The sequence below is a fragment of the Adlercreutzia mucosicola DSM 19490 genome, from assembly GCF_000422625.1.
GTDB classification, from domain to species: Bacteria; Actinomycetota; Coriobacteriia; order Coriobacteriales; family Eggerthellaceae; genus Adlercreutzia; species Adlercreutzia mucosicola.
Genome location: NZ_AUGK01000003.1, coordinates 73,148 through 88,625, shown reverse-complemented (window position 1 = coordinate 88,625; position 15,478 = coordinate 73,148). Strand labels below are relative to the sequence as shown.

Annotated in this window: 16 protein-coding genes; 4 read left to right on the top strand and 12 right to left on the bottom strand. The window is 61.7% G+C overall.

Annotation, left to right across the window (positions count from 1 at the left end; all coding sequences use genetic code 11):
- Positions 1-26 precede the first annotated feature (26 nt).
- Entirely contained in the window at positions 27-236 is a 210-nt protein-coding gene (locus G503_RS16145) for a hypothetical protein (RefSeq protein WP_156891836.1), read from the top strand.
- Here G503_RS16145 and G503_RS0100375 read toward each other — a convergent pair.
- From G503_RS0100375 to G503_RS0100360, 5 genes are all read right to left on the bottom strand, one after another.
- Entirely contained in the window at positions 213-863 is a 651-nt protein-coding gene (locus G503_RS0100375; RefSeq protein WP_028026020.1) for an HAD family hydrolase, read from the bottom strand. The two genes, G503_RS16145 and G503_RS0100375, sit on opposite strands and share 24 nt — an antisense overlap.
- A gap of 656 nt (positions 864-1,519) precedes the next feature.
- Positions 1,520-2,470, bottom strand: a complete 951-nt coding sequence (locus G503_RS0100370) for a restriction endonuclease (RefSeq protein ID WP_084636170.1) — start codon at positions 2,468-2,470, stop codon at positions 1,520-1,522.
- 207 nt (positions 2,471-2,677) lie between these two features.
- Positions 2,678-2,980 carry a type II toxin-antitoxin system RelE/ParE family toxin gene (locus G503_RS15840; protein ID WP_084636169.1) on the bottom strand — a complete coding sequence of 101 codons (303 nt, stop codon included), beginning with the start codon at positions 2,978-2,980 and terminating at the stop codon, positions 2,678-2,680.
- Positions 2,977-3,249 (bottom strand): type II toxin-antitoxin system RelB/DinJ family antitoxin, encoded by a 273-nt coding sequence (locus tag G503_RS0100365; protein ID WP_028026018.1) that lies wholly within the window; start codon positions 3,247-3,249, stop codon positions 2,977-2,979. The genes G503_RS15840 and G503_RS0100365 overlap by 4 nt, the downstream gene beginning before the upstream one ends.
- Positions 3,250-3,323: 74 nt before the next feature.
- The gene (locus G503_RS0100360) at positions 3,324-3,596 is read right to left on the bottom strand and encodes a hypothetical protein (RefSeq protein WP_156891835.1); all 273 of its coding nucleotides are present in this window, start codon (positions 3,594-3,596) and stop codon (positions 3,324-3,326) included.
- A 317-nt stretch (positions 3,597-3,913) separates the two neighbouring features.
- Here G503_RS0100360 and msrA point away from each other — a divergent pair, with 317 nt between their 5' ends.
- Positions 3,914-4,348, top strand: a complete 435-nt coding sequence (msrA, locus tag G503_RS15355; protein ID WP_084636168.1) for a peptide-methionine (S)-S-oxide reductase MsrA — start codon at positions 3,914-3,916, stop codon at positions 4,346-4,348.
- Between the two features lie 397 nt (positions 4,349-4,745).
- Here the strand turns inward: msrA and G503_RS12870 are convergent, their stop codons facing one another.
- The 4 genes from G503_RS12870 to G503_RS16615 all read right to left on the bottom strand — a co-directional run bounded on the left by G503_RS12870 (position 4,746) and on the right by G503_RS16615 (position 7,468).
- On the bottom strand, positions 4,746-5,081 hold the full coding sequence (locus tag G503_RS12870) for a hypothetical protein (RefSeq protein WP_051190779.1): 336 nt from the start codon (positions 5,079-5,081) through the stop codon (positions 4,746-4,748).
- A gap of 118 nt (positions 5,082-5,199) precedes the next feature.
- Positions 5,200-5,601, bottom strand: coding sequence for a DUF6262 family protein (locus G503_RS0100345; protein WP_028026015.1), 402 nt, complete (start codon positions 5,599-5,601; stop codon positions 5,200-5,202).
- A gap of 343 nt (positions 5,602-5,944) precedes the next feature.
- Positions 5,945-7,195, bottom strand: coding sequence for a helix-turn-helix transcriptional regulator (locus G503_RS15350; RefSeq protein ID WP_051190778.1), 1,251 nt, complete (start codon positions 7,193-7,195; stop codon positions 5,945-5,947).
- Between the two features lie 123 nt (positions 7,196-7,318).
- Positions 7,319-7,468, bottom strand: coding sequence for a hypothetical protein (locus G503_RS16615; RefSeq protein ID WP_169628132.1), 150 nt, complete (start codon positions 7,466-7,468; stop codon positions 7,319-7,321).
- Here G503_RS16615 and G503_RS16610 point away from each other — a divergent pair.
- Complete coding sequence (locus G503_RS16610; protein WP_235715462.1) at positions 7,423-7,872, top strand: GNAT family N-acetyltransferase; 450 nt, start codon at positions 7,423-7,425, stop codon at positions 7,870-7,872. The genes G503_RS16615 and G503_RS16610 overlap by 46 nt on opposite strands.
- Here the strand turns inward: G503_RS16610 and G503_RS15345 are convergent.
- Complete coding sequence (locus tag G503_RS15345) at positions 7,869-8,402, bottom strand: hypothetical protein (RefSeq protein ID WP_051190777.1); 534 nt, start codon at positions 8,400-8,402, stop codon at positions 7,869-7,871. The two genes, G503_RS16610 and G503_RS15345, sit on opposite strands and share 4 nt — an antisense overlap.
- 260 nt (positions 8,403-8,662) lie before the next feature.
- Between G503_RS15345 and G503_RS12855 the strand changes: the two genes are divergently transcribed.
- Positions 8,663-9,406, top strand: a complete 744-nt coding sequence (locus G503_RS12855; RefSeq protein WP_035021209.1) for a TetR/AcrR family transcriptional regulator — start codon at positions 8,663-8,665, stop codon at positions 9,404-9,406.
- A gap of 195 nt (positions 9,407-9,601) precedes the next feature.
- On the opposite strand, the gene G503_RS12850 is transcribed toward G503_RS12855, so the two are convergent.
- Together G503_RS12850 and G503_RS0100310 are read right to left on the bottom strand one after the other, a co-directional pair.
- Positions 9,602-10,495, bottom strand: a complete 894-nt coding sequence (locus G503_RS12850) for an FAD-binding protein (RefSeq protein ID WP_035021307.1) — start codon at positions 10,493-10,495, stop codon at positions 9,602-9,604.
- A 299-nt stretch (positions 10,496-10,794) separates the two neighbouring features.
- Positions 10,795-15,219, bottom strand: coding sequence for an MBG domain-containing protein (locus G503_RS0100310; protein ID WP_028026012.1), 4,425 nt, complete (start codon positions 15,217-15,219; stop codon positions 10,795-10,797).
- Positions 15,220-15,478: the final 259 nt, after the last annotated feature.

The following is a 15,478-nucleotide window of genomic DNA, read 5'->3' as shown; positions in this document are numbered from 1 at the left end:
GGAGCCGAACAGAAAGGCGACATGCCATGGAACAGAGGCATCGTAGCGAGGAGTGGTGCACCATTCCCTCTGCCGGGCGCGACATCCGCCTGCTGGTCATGCGGCCGGTGGCAAGCGCTCGGCCGCCCGAGCAGACGCCGGGCATCCTGTGGATTCACGGCGGCCGATTGAAAAAACGTACGCGAGAACGCGATCCCAGATCGCATCGGGCGCTAGCAGCCGAGGCGGTCTGCTAGCTCTGCGAGGGATTCGCACATTATCGTGGGATTCTCGGCGGCAAGAGCCTCCGTGGGGAACATGCCCCAGAGGGCGGCCACCGTGGCGCAGCCGGCGGCGTTACCGGCCTGGATGTCGAAGGGGCTGTCGCCCACATAGAGGCAGCGGGTCGGATCGAGCCCCATGAGCTCGCAGGCGCGCAGCAGCGGCCCGGGCGCCGGCTTGTGCTCGGGCCAATCGTCGGGGCCGATGAGCACGGGGAAGAACTCGGCGATGCCGCTCATGGCCAGCCCGCGCTCGGCCAGGGCGTGGCGCTTCGACGTGACGACCGCCATCGGAATGCCCGCGGCCCGCATGCGCCCAAGGGCCGCGCGCGTGTCGGGAAAGGCCCGCACCTGCGCATCGTGCACGGCCACGTTGTGCTCGCGGTAGGTCGTCAGCAAATGCTCGGCCAGGGCCTCGTCGCCTTCCGCGAAGCCGACCATCTGATCGCGCAGGGGCGTACCGACGCCGGCCATGAGCACATCATCGGACAGATCGCGCCCCAGCACGTCGTTGATGGCGTAGCGCATGGAGGCGAGAATGATGTCGTAGGTATCGACCAGCGTGCCGTCGGCATCGAACAAGATGCCCTGAATATCGTTCATAGGAGCCTTTCTGCGGAGCGCGGCAATGACATTCGTGTCCAGCCACCATTGCAAATGCCCAGCGGCGGCGATCATGGGAGCGCCCCCCAGCCGTCGTTGTCGCGGTCGGAACCTCAATGGGGCCTCCGCCACGAGCATACCCCAAAAACGACCGAACGCACCCGGTACCGCCTTCAAAACATCAGACGTCTTGATGGCGGCACGCGCATCGCCGAGCAAGGCGATCCTTAGTGCCAGGCACCTCACCCCAGCGAGCACGGTAGGCACGGATAGCGGTGCGGACGGCGTCAGCGAAGGCCCCTCTCGTTGCAGCGTATTATAGCGCGGTGGACATTCCCCACCGGCCCTTTTTGCCCACCTTCCGCTTGCCACGAGTGGTCAAGCGCCTCATTCGCTGCATAACGCATCGGCGTCAGAATGACATCGTAGGTGTCGATCAGCGTCCCATCCGCATCAACAAGACACCTTCGATACGATCCACAAGTTGGCCTTTCTCCGATATCACTCCATCTACTGTACCTACAATAAAGAGAGGCGCGCAGGCATCGTCACCACTCAGTTCGCGTCTGTAGACAGTCACTTCCAGATTGTCCAAAACCGTCCCAGCACGCGAACCCTCAACCACCTCATAACCAAAGCGCACTTACAGCTTCGGTCTAATCGCCTATATCGAAATAGTCGCGATCAATACCCTTGATCTCATAGGTGTGTCGAACCGAGACGCCAACATTATGGGCGGCCATCAAACGTGCGAGCTGATCTCCATCCACAAGCACAAGTTTTATGGCATGCTGCATACTTGCAAACTGAAGGGCGCCTTTCGAGAATCGCGCCGTTGTGATAAAAAGACCCTTTGTCGCGCCCGTTCCCGTCAAAGCGCCCACAAATGCCTGCAAGTCGGGCCGTCCGACACTCGCATTCAGATCCCATCGCTTTGCCTGAATGTAGATGTTTTCAAAGCCGAGCTTGTCCTCGCGGATAACGCCATCGATGCCCCCATCGTTTGAAAGCGGCGTCACCGAGCCCGACTCGTCAAATGAATCGCCATAGCCCATGGCGAGCAGCAGCTGAACCACCAAGCGCTCAAAAAATGCTGGCGACTGCTGCATAATAGCCTCAAGAATGTCGGAAACCAACGCAGCCTCAATGCTGCGAAACGCCCCCTCTATAACATCTTCCGGAGACTCTCCTTCTTCTACCACTGATTGTGATGATTCATTGATCATCGATTGCGGGGCGGACGGCTTCCCTTTGCGACTCCGATTCAGAAAATCGCAGAATTCCGGATACCTCATGAGCGATTGACGATCGAGGCTCTCAACACCAGTGCCGAGCAGCTCCAATCCTCGATCCGTAATCACATAAGCGCCTCGCTTGGGCGATTCGATGCACTTCGCCTGCTTTAAGTAGGTGCAAGCCCACAGCATATTGTTGGCATACCGCTCGAAACCACTTGAAATAGTTTCCGATGTCTCGCTGTCGCTGAGACCCCAATGCTCAATCACAAACCGGCGGAGCTGCTTGCTTGTTACCGCAGCGCCAGGCTCTGCCCCAATGCGTCGCAAAACGGGAACCATCATCTCATCATACTTAGGAACCGCCATCATCCCTCCTCATCAGCCAACATCGTTCCACCTCAATAAGCCATCAAGCAAACAAGCAGTCTGTTCACTCAGTCGATTGTACTTTATTTGTCGTCGGAATGATCGCATACGTCAAGACCGAGCACCGCCAAGAAGACTGAAAGCCAAATGGTCATTTATCGGCGCAAGTTGCTCGAATCTGGATCAAATGCCCCTGAGTCAATCAACACACTAGCGAAATAGCTCTTCGTGAGAACCAGTTCTCTGGAAATAAGCGATTCCACTGCCAACGCACCAGACGAGAAGCCAATCTCCAGCGTTGGCGACGTGACACTCGCTGCTTCCCTCCCATTTGCCTGAAAGCCGATGCATGTTGCGCCGACGCTTTAATGTCTCAATCGATTTGGCGCTGTTGTCCAAAATAAGATCAATCACGGACTCCAGATCGGAGAGATTCCAATTGCGCTTGGAGGCTTTCTTTTTTAGATCTTTGCTAAATGCTGGCGTGAATTTCGCCTCGAGACAGGAACTCATACCAGAGCAGCCTGAATGAGGTCGCGCCCACTGCGATAACTTTCGCCCGATCCGTTAGCAATCATTTCCCTTGTCTCCTGAATAGCGATCAAACTTTCTTCATTGGGCTGCTCGTAATCAAGTGAGAGGGGAATTGCGTTGGTGTTCACAATCTGCGTCAGAAACATTCGCATTGCAGTAGAGATATCGAGCCCATAATGTTCAACGACCCGCGAAGCCTCGTTCTTAAGATCGCTATCAAGCCGGATGGTGAGAGTGCTAGCGGCCATAATTGCCTCCCTGTTTGTGTATGCATGACCATCTATATGATAACGTTTGTATGTGCAAACATCAATTTTTGCAATCATACCGCAACAGAAACGAGGCTTACATGCATACCATTGCGTTGCTCGAGAGAACCGCCTTCAACATTGTTCAGCTTTTCAATGGCTTCCTGAACCGCCGCCCTCGGAAGACCGGGATTAATGCGCGCAAGCGCCGCCGGCAAAACATCAGGCAGAAAAATATCCCGGTAGCGATCGTCGGTGCGCTCAATACTCGGGCCATAGAGATGCTCATAACCCAACTCGTCGACCAAGTGCTCCACAACCACATCTTCGAAGAACTCTTCGTTCATCCTAACTACACCGTACTGGAATTGGCCCATCGCGCTCTCCTCATGCCGATAAGGGATTTCGGCTATTCTACCCTATCGACCTCCCATCCATTGCAACCGACCCTATCAGCTTTCATTCAAACGCCCCTGGTTAAAGCGAAGCAGCAGCGATCATCAAAGCAATTCGAGCGATGACATTGTCGAGAAGGCACCACCGCCGTCATCTAACAGCAATTCAGGAGCAACTTCATCAGAGAGCACATCTGTTACACTCTTTTTCTGCCCGATCATTAAAAGGAGGCCGCAGTGAACGTGCACGAGATTTATTTGGCTGACGGGTGCTTTTGGGGACTGAGGCTTACCTGAGGCAGTTGCCGGGTGTGGCTGATACCGAGGCAGGATATGCCAATAGCTTGGCAGAAGAACCTGCTTATAAGGAGGTATGTTCCGGGAAGATGGGAGCCGCTGAAACGGCACGCATGAGCTACGATGCTGGAGCTATTCCGCTGTCGCTGTTACTGGAAGCATACTTGCACACCATTGATTCCCTTTCGTTCAATCGGCAGGGAAACGACCGAGAGACACAGTATCGGGCGGGCATCTACTGGACCGATCCCGCCGACGAGTCTGTAGTACAAGCGTCTCTTTCTGCCTTGGAGTTACGGCTGGAACAGGCACCGTACATTGAAGCCGCGCCACTGGTGAATTTCTTTCCAGCGGAGGCCTACCATCAAGACTACCTGGCACGAACCCCTTCGGGTATTGTCATGTGAACCTGGCTGATGCACGGCTCTTTGCGACAGAACATGGACGTAATTTCGCCTCTGCAGCAGGAGAGCAAACTGATCGGCAGATGTTTTGATCCCTCTTGGGGCTGCTCTGGTTGTTTGGGAGGCAATAGACCTGACGGGCTATACAGATGGTGCCTGAAACCGAACCTCGGCACTGGGAGGGCCTCCGTGGAAGATCCCAGGTTTTTGGCGGGGGACGAAGTAAGGCAAAAGTCGCTGTTTCAGCGTGGCTAACGGCAAACTTCACAGCACTACAAACTACGGACTACCGAACAACGCCAACGAATCAACTTCAACGTCCCATAATGTCCCGAAGGAGCACGTCCCCCGCCCGGAAAACGGGAGCCCGTGCCGCGGGGAGGGCGGCTCGGGCACCGCGTTATAGAGCTACCTCGAAGGTTTTGGTCTGATTAGCGAGGTCGAGCTCGAGCTGGATGGCGGCTATCTTTTCGGACAGCGTCTCATAGTCGCGCTCTACTTCCTGCACGTCGTAATTGGCGTAGCGATATTCCACCGTTGCGACCCCTGCTCCAGCGAGACGCTCTCCCAGGCGCACCTTCGGCTGACGCGCGCGCAAGTCGACTACGCGATCGCGTTCAAGGGATAGCTGGGCCAGAGCAATAAGCGCCTCGTCGATGGTCAGGTCGCAGTGGAGCTGGGCCTCCACCGCACGCTGGCTGTCGGAGACGCCCGCCGCCGATTCTGCCCCCACCATACCCGAAGGTTACCTTAAGCACAAACGACGTTTTCGTTTCGCTTTGATGCCGAGATCGGGGCATCAAAGCGAAACGCAAGGCGACACTCGACGAAGCCGCTACTAGACAGGGCCACACTTACGCAGCCGCTTCGCAGAGACACACGCCATATATCGTTGCGGAACGTTCGGCCATGGCCCACTGAAGCTCAAGCTGACCCTCTAGCCTGTCATACTCGCGTTGGAGCGCGGACAGATCAGCCTGAAGACACTCGATCTGCCACAGGTCGCCTGTGTACCCGGGCGGCTTAGCAGTTGCCATCAGCTCATCGGAACGACGCGCACGCGCTTCGCTCACGCATGCCCGCAGCGCAGCGTTGCGATACAGCGTACTCCGCGCCACTTTCGCACGATGAGCAACCTGGTAAAACGAGGGCTTCCGGCCCTCGCTCAGCAATCCATCGACTGCCTCCTGCACGCGTTGCTCAATGGGACGCTCATACGACTTCTGGATCGCAGCGAGATCGGGAGACGAATCCATATCAGTCCTTCCTTTCACGAACAAGTGTTTTATTTTTGTTTATTGTAGAAAGGAATAACAGACTGGGAGGTTTTAAAATGGGACAGCAAGGGATGTCTTTGACGGGAAGAAACAGCGCCCCCGAAAACAAAAGCGAGTCGCCCACCACGCGCAAACCGCCTGCAATGCACATCGCGTGCGAATCAACAACTGCGGCGATACACCCAGACTGCGCACCACCTGGACTTCAGCCGTCGGAGCCAGCACAAAGGCGTCCACCAGAGGCCACGGTTCGCAGAACGCCTGCATCCAAGCGCAAGCCAACGACGCAGCTGCCGCGATGATGGCGCAACGAAGCAGCAGATCAACGCACATTCCATGTCCCTTCCCGCACATCATCCTCCGTCACGCGGGACGTCAGCGCGACAAACCTCTCGTCGTCGCGCAGGCCATCCCAGCAGGGGTCGGCCGCCAGCCGCAAGCCGTATTGCTGGCGCAAAGCCGCAACAGCCTTCGCACGCTGTTCCGGGTAATCAGCTTGCTCGCCACTCCACAGGACATCGGAAGTCTTATCGAACAGCGACGCCCGAGGCCCCGCAGACCCATCGCCCCAAGAAGCATCGAGAGCATCCGCAAAGCGCCGCAGGGCGCCCAATGCCCGCTCTTGCTCACCTCCACGGGCAAGCGCCGCCGCGTATGCGTAGCGCACGCTGAGAAGTAGCGACGGATTCAGAGACGCTACGCCGTCGTTGGCGCACAGGGATTCGACCACCTGCGCCACTGGCTCCAAAGCTGCCACGTCATGCTGTCGCGCCGCCACCAACCCCGTCAGCGCACACTCGGCATCCACCAGGGAAAAGACCAGCGCCCGCTGCAGCGTGCGCTCCGCACGCTCGTCTTCCCCTTGCTCCCGATAGATGCCGGCGAGCACCGTAGACGCCAGAGAAGGCCCGTCGGGCACCAACGGCTCCAAAAGTGCAACGGCCTCGGAAACGCGACCCAGCCACTGCAGCACCACGGCCTCAGCTTCCACCGTGCGCTGCACTACCGAGCGCAGCGATGGCGCCGTCTCGCTCGCCCGAGCGACCTGCGAACCCGCACCTTCAAAGACGCCCTCCACAGCCAGCCCGCCTTCTTCCGCTCGACGGGCCAACGCTCTTACGCGCCCGAAACAACGGGCCGCCAGCTCGGCATAAGCCGCCGCGTCGCCCTGCACGGGACGGTCGGCACCGCCCGTCGTCTGCGGAACCTGCCCATACAGCGCCATGCCTATATAGAAGAGCACCTCCACGCACGACCAATACCGCACCGCCATCTCGCCACAACGCCGAAAGGCCGTCGCAGGGTCGTCCGCGAACTGCGCCAACACCTCAACATACCAGGCAGTCGCCTCGGCCGAAGACAGCTGCGGCTCATAGCCGAACAGGTCATCCAGCGATACCGCGAACAGCGATGCGATCTTGGGCATCTGCGCCATATCCGGCAAGCTGGCCCCACGCTCCCACTTCGACACCGCGGCCTTGGTGACGCCGAGATGCGCCGCCACTTGATCCTGCGTGAGACCGCAGCGGCGGCGCTCGCGCGCGAGACGCTCGGCAAACTGAAACTGCTCCATGGCACTCCTCTTTTCCTCGGGAAAAAGGCAGCTGCGGGCTGGCCATTCGCCAACCGCACGCCCCACGACACCTTATATTGTGGGAAGCATCCTCGGTTGACGCAAGCGACCAGCCGTTGACTTTCACGGTGTCGAAATCAACGGATGCACGCCGAACGCGTGCACGACGCCCTGCGCGGTGTGCGCCAGCTCGCCATCGCCACCGACGAGACGGGCGCGCCCCTCGGATTCGCCGGTGTTCAGGACGAGGCGCTGGAGATGCCGTTCATTCATTCATCCATCCCTCCGCCCGCGGCCAGGGGATTGGACGCGCGCTGCTCGCCTTCGCCGTAAGCGAACTGGGAGCGCGACGCCTCGACGTGAACGAGCAGAACCCCCAGGCCCAGGGATTCTATGAGCACTGCGGCTGGCACGTGATTGGCCGATCTGAAACCGACGAACAGGGTGAGCCCTACCCAATTCTGCACATGGAATTGCCGCCGACCCCAGCCGAGCTGGCTGAAGCGAAGCGCCAGATCGAATCTACGTTGCACAAGCTGCGTGCCACCCTGAACAGCCTGGAAGCCAAAAACGAGCTCGGCCGGTATCAGTCGCAGATCACCCTCGCCCAACGCCGCATTCGCGCCTTCGGTATCGCGAACCGCCTCATCGAAGTAGAAATCGCCCGATTCTGCTAGTCGTCAAGCAGCGGACTGTGCACCATGCGCAACCCGCGGTCCAACCCGGCCACAATGCCCAGCGCGCCCAGCAGCGTGTTCAGCCATTCCGACAGCGCGAACGTGGGCACCGAGAACCCCAAGGGGATTCCCAGCCAGGCAGCTCCCTGTGCCAGGCTGTTCAGCAGGTTGGGAATCTGTGTGACCAGCGCCACCACCAGCACTGCCCAGGACACCGCGGCGATGACGCGGCTGGCCACGGGATGCTCGCGGTCGAAGGCGAGACGCAGCGCCTCGGCCGTGCCGGGCAGCGGCAGCAGCGCACGGGCACGCCCGCTAGCCACCAGGTGGGCGCGTTTCATACCGTATAGCGCCATGGCGGCCTCGATGACGGCACCATCATCCAGCACGAAACGGGCGGGCGACTTCTGCTCTTCCGCCAGGCAACCATCGCGATACAGCCGCACCTTCTCGCCGAAGTCGAAGAAGTCCACCTCCACCACATAGGACGAACCGCCATAGCCCGCGCCGAACAGGCCGCGCCAGAACACATCGGTCGCTTTCGTGGGGCGCAGACAATCAGCCGTCTCTTTCGCGAAACGCGCGGGGCTATCGCCGTTCGAACGATGGGAAGAACGCGCGGCGGCTCTTCCCTCATCGTCCTTCCGCCCACAGCTGCGCACCGATAATTCCATGGGGTGTCTCCTGCCCTCAGGTTATAATACGCTTGTATTATATTACATTTGTATTAGAATGGAAGCCCCTTTGCCAAAGTTGGTGTAATTTCGCCACCGAACCTAAGGACGCCACCATGCCCAAGATCATCGACGAGCGTGCTCGCCGCGAAACCATTGCCGAAGCCGTATGGGCCATCGCCAGCCGTGATGGCCTCGACGGAGCCACCGTACGCGCCGTGGCAGCGGAGTGCGGGCTGTCCACCGGAGCCATCCAGCACTCCTTCCCCAGCCAAGCTACCCTGCAGCAATTCGCCATGGAGCTGATCGTAGAACGCGTTACCGAGCGCCTGACCGAAACGGGAACGACCGACCCGCACCCCGCGCCCTGCGACGAAAGCGCCACGGCCAACCACAACACCCCCGCGCTCGTTTCCAACCACCGCAACCCCGCGGCCATTTCTGTCGCCGAAGCCCGCGCCGTCCTGGACGAGACCGTCACCGCGATGCTGTTGCAGCTGCTGCCCTTAGACAAAGAACGGGAAACCGAGGCCCGCGTATGGGCCGCCTTCTCCACTGCCGCCCTCACAAACCCCGACTTGGCTCCCTACGCCCGCAAGATGGATGCGCTCCTGGCGACTTTCTGTCGGCGCTGCGTTGAGTCGCTCATCAGCGGCATGCCCGCCGACGATCTGGCGGCCGGCAACAGCCGTTCCGCGAAATCCGCCCCAACGTCGCGCGCAGGCGACCCCGCTGCCATCGCTGCTCACCTCCACGCACTGCTCGATGGCCTCGCCCTCCACCTCCTCGTGAATCCCGACGCCGCCCATCGCCGCCAGGCCACCGCCCTCATCCGTTCCTTCGTCGCCGCCCTCACTTAGCTCGCTCGCACGCGACCAAAATCACGTTTGGGCGAGTCACCGGGCCCCTTTGCGCGACAAAAAGCACGGTTGGGCGAGCCTTTGCATCCGAAAAGCTCCCGCCGCCCTCGCCCAAACGTCATTTTGGTCGCGCGAACCCCGCATTAGACGCGCCGCTGTACCAAGACCCACGTTGACCGCCATCGCGATCTGGCCCTAGCCCTTGTAGATGCCGCCGTACTTGAAGCCCTGGTCCCAGTCGGGCTCGCTGTCGCACACGTCGTCTTTCACGTAGTCGGCGGTCTCGGGGCAGTAGCGGCGCATCATGTCGCGGTCGCCGGAGAAGTCGCCCGTGGCCAGCACGATGGCCTTGTGGCCCACGTACTGGGCGTAGCTGCCGTCCTCACGCTTGCAGATGACGGCGGTCACACGACCGGTGCTGCCATCCTCGCGGATCAGCTGCTCGGCGATGTTCCTATAGAAGATGCTCCCACCCAGATCGTCGGTCAAGTGGCGCGCCAACTCCCACACGAACAGCGGCTGCATCTTGCCCGTAACCACCTCCAGGCCGTAACCAGCCTTCTCCATTAAGTCGCAGGCCCAGTTCATGGCCTCCTTGGAGTTGTTGTAGTGCAGGTACCACTTGCGCTGGTCCACCTTGTGCACCTGGCAGAAAATCTCCTTCTGGTACTGCTCGATGGGCACGCGCGGGTAGCCCTGGGCCTCGAAGGCCTTGCAGTACACGGCATTATTGGAACCGCCGCGGGACGTGGGCTTGGTGGAAGCCGACACGATGATGGCGTCCAGCCCCTCTTCCGCCGCGCTGTTCGCGGTCATCAGGCCCGAGGTGCCGCAACCCACCACGACCACGTCAGCCTCAATGGTCTCGGCGATCTGATCGGCGGGAATCGGATCGGGCGCGATCTCGAAGGCCCACGGGCGCTGCGCGGTGGCAGCCGTGTTGTACTGGTCGCCGCCCGTGGCGGGCAGAATCTCGTCTTGCTTGTCGGACGATGCCGTAGGCGCGCAGGCCGCCAACGTCGTCGCGCTCACGGCGCCCACCGCTGTCAGCGCCGCGCCCTTCAGAACGTTTCGACGATTCATATCCATGACAGGTCTCCCTTCCGGCGAAGCTTGCGCCCCCTTTGGGCGCCCCTCCTCTTCGCATCACCGAGAAGGTATCGCAGCCCTCGCGGGCCCCACATCCCCCAACTAGGGGCCACCGGGGAAAATGTCACTTTGGCCCCTTTTGGGGGATGGACGGGGGATGGGCAAATGACGGGAAAAGGCTGATCGAAGGAAGCCCCCACCCTTTCGCCACCCATAACCAGAGCGCAAAAAAGGGAAGGGCAGCCGAGGGGGGTGGCTGCCCTTCCAAGAGGAGGGGGGTATGTCAGTTCGGTATCGCCCTAGGCGCCCACATGGTGGGCGGCGCTGCGCGCCTGATCGGACTCGACCAACGAGCCGCCCGTCAGGTTATCGTCCAGCTCGCCCACCTTCCGCGCATAGCCCAGGCGGCGCGCCACCACGAGGCCGGCGTAGGCGATGGTCAGCAGCAGGCCCATGGCCATCACCCAGTGCACCCAGCACTTCGGCTCGTCGAAGGCACCCAGGGCCGTCGCATCGTCCTCGATGGTCTCTCCGCCCACACGGCTCACCATGGGGGTGGAGTCGTCGAACAGCACTTCGGCGTACACCGGCTCGGAGATGTCATCGGTACCTGCCACGGCGCGAGCCAGGCGATCCGCAGCGGCCGCCGTCCGATACACCGTCTGAATCGAGCCGCCCAGCGGCGTAGTGGGCGTCATGCCCGCGGGGGTGTCCGACCGGCTGAAGCCCGGAGTCAGCACCGCGTCGCCAATGGTGAAGGTGCCCGGCATCACGGTGATACGGTAATTCGGGTTGTAGTCGTACTCGGCCGTCAGCGCGTTCAGGTAAACGCCCGTCATCTCGCCGGCCACCGAGCGGGTGTAGGTGAGCCCCGCCAGCACATCACCCTTGACCAAACCGATCACCTGACCGGTGAAGGCGGGGTCGGCCGTACCGGCCGCCTTGCGGGCATCGTCCACATTGATGATCGCGCGAGCCTGCTCCACCGTCAGCGAACCGTCCACGGTGGTCACGCGGAAGTTGTCCGTCACGTCGTTCTGAGCCGCATCCACGATCTTCACCGACGCGGGATCGATGGAGGCCGTCGACACACCGGCGTTCGTGCGCGAACCCGTCACCGCCGCCGTGGCCGTAAAGCCCTCGGGCACGCCGGTGATCTGCGCCGCGCCCGGCTCGAGCGCGGTGCCGTCGTACACCTTCGACGCGCTGGGGGCCTCGATGACCACCTCATCCATATGAGCAGTGCGCACCACGATCTCGGAATCCTTCGACACGCGCTTGATCTTGCACTCATAGGTGGTCTGGCCGTTGGCCACCGGCTGGCTTTCGCCGTTCACCACCACCGACGCGATGCGATAGCCCTCGTCGGCGTTGAAGGTCATGGTCTCGGAGTCGCGGCCGAACAGCACTTCCTGGGTGGCGTTGCCGCGCACCACGCCGTGGGAGCCCTCGGCGAAGGTGCCGCGCACCGTGTAGGCGTCGCGCTGGTACACCACGTACAGCACATTCTGGTCGGGGTCGAGGCCCATGGTAGTCGGGCCCACGAAGGTCGGCTCACCCGTAAAGCCCTCGACGGGGCGGAAGTTCTCCACCAGCACGGGCACGTCGCCCTCGAAAGCGGCCTTGCCGCGCGCGGCGCTGATCACTTCGCCGTTCACGGAGTCCTTGCAGTAGAACACCGTGTAGCCCACCTGCTCGGGCACGAACGAGTACACGAACTCGTTGGTCTCGCCGCCGATCAAGGTATCGACGGAAGGCACCTCGCTCCAAGCGCCCGAGGTCGGCACGTAGCCGAGGCGGGCCTTCGCCCCCGGCAGCGACAGCAGCAGCTCGTCGTCGGCCAGGGCCTCCCACGCGTCACCGTTCCACCGGTTCAGTGTCACCACCGTGGTCTTGTCGTCGGTGGAGCCCGCAGGCTCGTCCCACGTGCCGTTCTCCACCGAGAACACCGCCACGGCCTGGTACTTGTCGGGCACACCGTCGCCGCGATCCAGGCTCTCCACGCCCAGACGGTCCACACCGTAATGCAGCGTCACCACGTTGTTGTCGGCACTCGAAGTGACAATGCCGTTCGCGTTCTCCACGAAGTCGAAAGCATAGCCCTCGATGACGCGATCCATCTCATAGGGAATGAGACCCTCGAAACCGGCGGTGCCCGTCTGCTCGTCCAGCACACGACCCTCGTCATCCACATAGCGCACCGTGTAGGGGAAGTTGCCCACCACGAAGCGCGCCTCGAAGGTCATCGGAGCCGCGACGTCGGTGTTGGGAGTCGGCCAATTGCAGGCATCGTCCAGCGACATGCCGTCGGTCTGAGTCAGGGCCGGAATCTGGGCCTCGGTCAGATGCCCGATGCCGTCCACTGCCAGAGCGCCCTCGGCGTTGTAGCGGCTGACCACGGCGTACTTCTCCACCGCGTCCGAGCCATCGGCCCACACGCTGTTCTCGTCGTGAATGAAGGCGACCTTCACCTGGTACTTGTCGGGCACGCCGTCGCCCTTATCAGGATCGTCCACGCCCATGGTGTCGCGGGTGTAGTAATGCTTGATCACATTCAGGTCGGCGTCGTCGGTCACCGTGATGGAGCACTGGTTGTTGGGGTTCGTCTCGTCGAACATGTAGTTCACACGCTGGGAGTTTCCGTCGATGTTCTCCAGCGTGGGCAGCACGGCCGGTGCGTAGTCAGTGCCGTAGGGCACCTGGGCGAATTGGGTTCTGGCCAGCGCATCGCCGAAGTAGATCTCGGTCTTCACCTCGTACTTGTTCTTGTCGCAGTAGAAGGTGATCACGCGACCGGTGCGCTCCACCTGCTGGGCCGCGTTACCCGAGGCCGCATAGGCATAGCCGCGCGGGCAATCCAACGAATCGGTGGTCACGACCGTGGTCAGCTCGACTTTCTCCATGGAATCGCCGGCGCTCTTCACCTCGGTCACGTCGCGGCGCTCGATCTCGGTCTCGCGACCGTCCTCGTCCTTCCACACGAAGCGCGCGGTGAAGAAGGTCTCGCCGTCGAAGGCCTCCCACTGGGCCTTCAGCACCACGTCGCGGGCCGGCATGATCAGCTTCGCGCCGGGCTCGTAGATGCCCAGATCGTTGCCGGCACCGTCCAGCAGCTTCCAGGCCGCCAGATAATGGCCCTCCAGGGCGAAGTCCTCGCTCGGGCCGGCCAACACCACCGGGGTGCCCGGAGCGGCCGTCACAGCCTGGGGCGCGGTGCCCTCGGCGCCGTTCAGATCGTAGGACGCAGTGTAGGAACGCGTATTCACGAACACGGCGATGGCGCGGTAGGTGCCCGTAGGCCAAGTGATGGACGTGCCCTCGTAGGTGTCGGCGTTGCTATCGGTCGCCAGGGCCAGCGCCTCGGCGGCCGTGTAAGGCTGGTCGGGATGGGCGGAATCATTGGAGATGAAGCAGCGTGCCACTTCGTAGCTCACGCCGTCGCCCAGGTTGAACTTCACACCCTGGGGCAGGCTCGTCACCGCGGCGTCGAAGTACAGCGTCTGGGTGAACAGCGGCTCGGTGCCCTCCTCGGCACCCGCGGGGAACACGAAGACCTGCACGCCATGGCCGCCAGCCACCGCATCGGTCAGCACATCCTCTTCCACGGCCACGTTCAGCATATCTTTGTTGTCGCTCGCGCCCTGCAACTTCGAGCAGAAATACACCAGCTGCTCGCCCTCGGCCAGCGCGGTCCAGTCGGCCGACGCGGTGCGGTACTCCACCACGCCGTCGGTCACACGCAGGGATACCACGTTAGCTGCGCTGTTGCAGGCCTCGGAAACGGCCTTCACCTGGTCGGGCGTGGCGTCGGTGGCGATCACGCCCACCTTGCCATTCAGCACGTAGCGGTCGGCGCCGAAGTTGAACACGGGATCGGCTACGGGAGGTACGCGGTTCGCGTCCACCTCGCCCGTCAGCGGAACGACAATGGTGCGATCGCCCAACTTGGCGCCGCCCTGGTACAGAGCTGCGGGGACCACGGCGCTCTCGCCCTCGGTCAGGGTAAGCAGAGGCGCCTCCACCTGATTCACTGCGTCGGTTGCCACGTCGGTCACACCCTGGACGATGGCGTCCTTCAGCGCGTCGCCCACGGTGGCGGGGCCCTCGGTCGTCTCGGTATCGGCCGGAGCGGGGGCCTCCTCGGCGGGGGCCTCGTCGCCCTCCGCCACCTCGCCGTCGTCCGAAGCAGCGGAATCGTTCTCGGCGGCCACAGCGGTCACCTTCAGCACGGCGCCTTCCACCAGCTGGTCAGCGGCGATCACGTACAGGTCATTGGCGGCGGCCTCGTCGGCAACCTCGGCGGCCACAGGCTCGGTAGAAATCGTGCGCTGGGTGCCGGCCACTTCCAGAACCTCGTCGTTGTAGGTCACCGACTCAATGGCGAAGCCCTCTTCGACGGCCACGGCGAAGCGCAGCTCGTCGCCGGCGGCCACCTCGATGGCGCCCTCGATGGCGCGGCCGTCCACCAGCAGGCTGGCGTTCTGCACCTCAACGGGCACCGTCATCGAAGCGACGCCGGCACCGTCGGCCGCGTCGTCCTCGGTCTCGACCACGCGCGAGGTCTCCATCGCCTTGTCGGACACCGTGGCGCCGTCCATCTCGTCGGCCACGGCCATGGCCGAGGGGGTGAACGTCGAGCAGGCCAGCAGGGCCGTCAGCGCGACCGCCACCACCTTGCCCTCAGTGCTGTGTCGTGCGTCGATGAAGCGCTCCATCATCTTCATTTCCACCAACAACTCCTTTTTATCGCGGCGATGTTCTCGCCCGGTCTCTCCACCCGTTGCGCGGGCTTGGTATTACTCAAGACATAGTTCTCAGATTGGTGACAATTTTACCGAGCATTTAATGGTAGAAAAAAGGCTCTTGCAGGGTTTTGACCATGAAGTGATAGGGCAATGATCGGAGAACAGTTGCCAAGTTGTTAGAATTCCGTAGTGAAATGGTAGCGTCAGGGATACTGACCGAGCGCGAAAAGAGCGCTCC

What these genes read in the sequence shown, in the direction of transcription:
- G503_RS16145 (WP_156891836.1), top strand. Translation starts at nt 27, where the DNA reads ATGGAACAGAGGCATCGTAGCGAGGAGTGGTGCACCATTCCCTCTGCC.
- G503_RS0100375 (WP_028026020.1), bottom strand. Translation starts at nt 863, where the DNA reads ATGAACGATATTCAGGGCATCTTGTTCGATGCCGACGGCACGCTGGTC.
- G503_RS0100370 (WP_084636170.1), bottom strand. Translation starts at nt 2,470, where the DNA reads ATGATGGCGGTTCCTAAGTATGATGAGATGATGGTTCCCGTTTTGCGA.
- G503_RS15840 (WP_084636169.1), bottom strand. Translation starts at nt 2,980, where the DNA reads ATGAGTTCCTGTCTCGAGGCGAAATTCACGCCAGCATTTAGCAAAGAT.
- G503_RS0100365 (WP_028026018.1), bottom strand. Translation starts at nt 3,249, where the DNA reads ATGGCCGCTAGCACTCTCACCATCCGGCTTGATAGCGATCTTAAGAAC.
- G503_RS0100360 (WP_156891835.1), bottom strand. Translation starts at nt 3,596, where the DNA reads ATGAACGAAGAGTTCTTCGAAGATGTGGTTGTGGAGCACTTGGTCGAC.
- G503_RS12870 (WP_051190779.1), bottom strand. Translation starts at nt 5,081, where the DNA reads ATGGTGGGGGCAGAATCGGCGGCGGGCGTCTCCGACAGCCAGCGTGCG.
- G503_RS0100345 (WP_028026015.1), bottom strand. Translation starts at nt 5,601, where the DNA reads ATGGATTCGTCTCCCGATCTCGCTGCGATCCAGAAGTCGTATGAGCGT.
- G503_RS15350 (WP_051190778.1), bottom strand. Translation starts at nt 7,195, where the DNA reads ATGGAGCAGTTTCAGTTTGCCGAGCGTCTCGCGCGCGAGCGCCGCCGC.
- G503_RS16615 (WP_169628132.1), bottom strand. Translation starts at nt 7,468, where the DNA reads ATGAATGAACGGCATCTCCAGCGCCTCGTCCTGAACACCGGCGAATCC.
- G503_RS12855 (WP_035021209.1), top strand. Translation starts at nt 8,663, where the DNA reads ATGCCCAAGATCATCGACGAGCGTGCTCGCCGCGAAACCATTGCCGAA.
- G503_RS12850 (WP_035021307.1), bottom strand. Translation starts at nt 10,495, where the DNA reads ATGGATATGAATCGTCGAAACGTTCTGAAGGGCGCGGCGCTGACAGCG.
- G503_RS0100310 (WP_028026012.1), bottom strand. Translation starts at nt 15,219, where the DNA reads ATGAAGATGATGGAGCGCTTCATCGACGCACGACACAGCACTGAGGGC.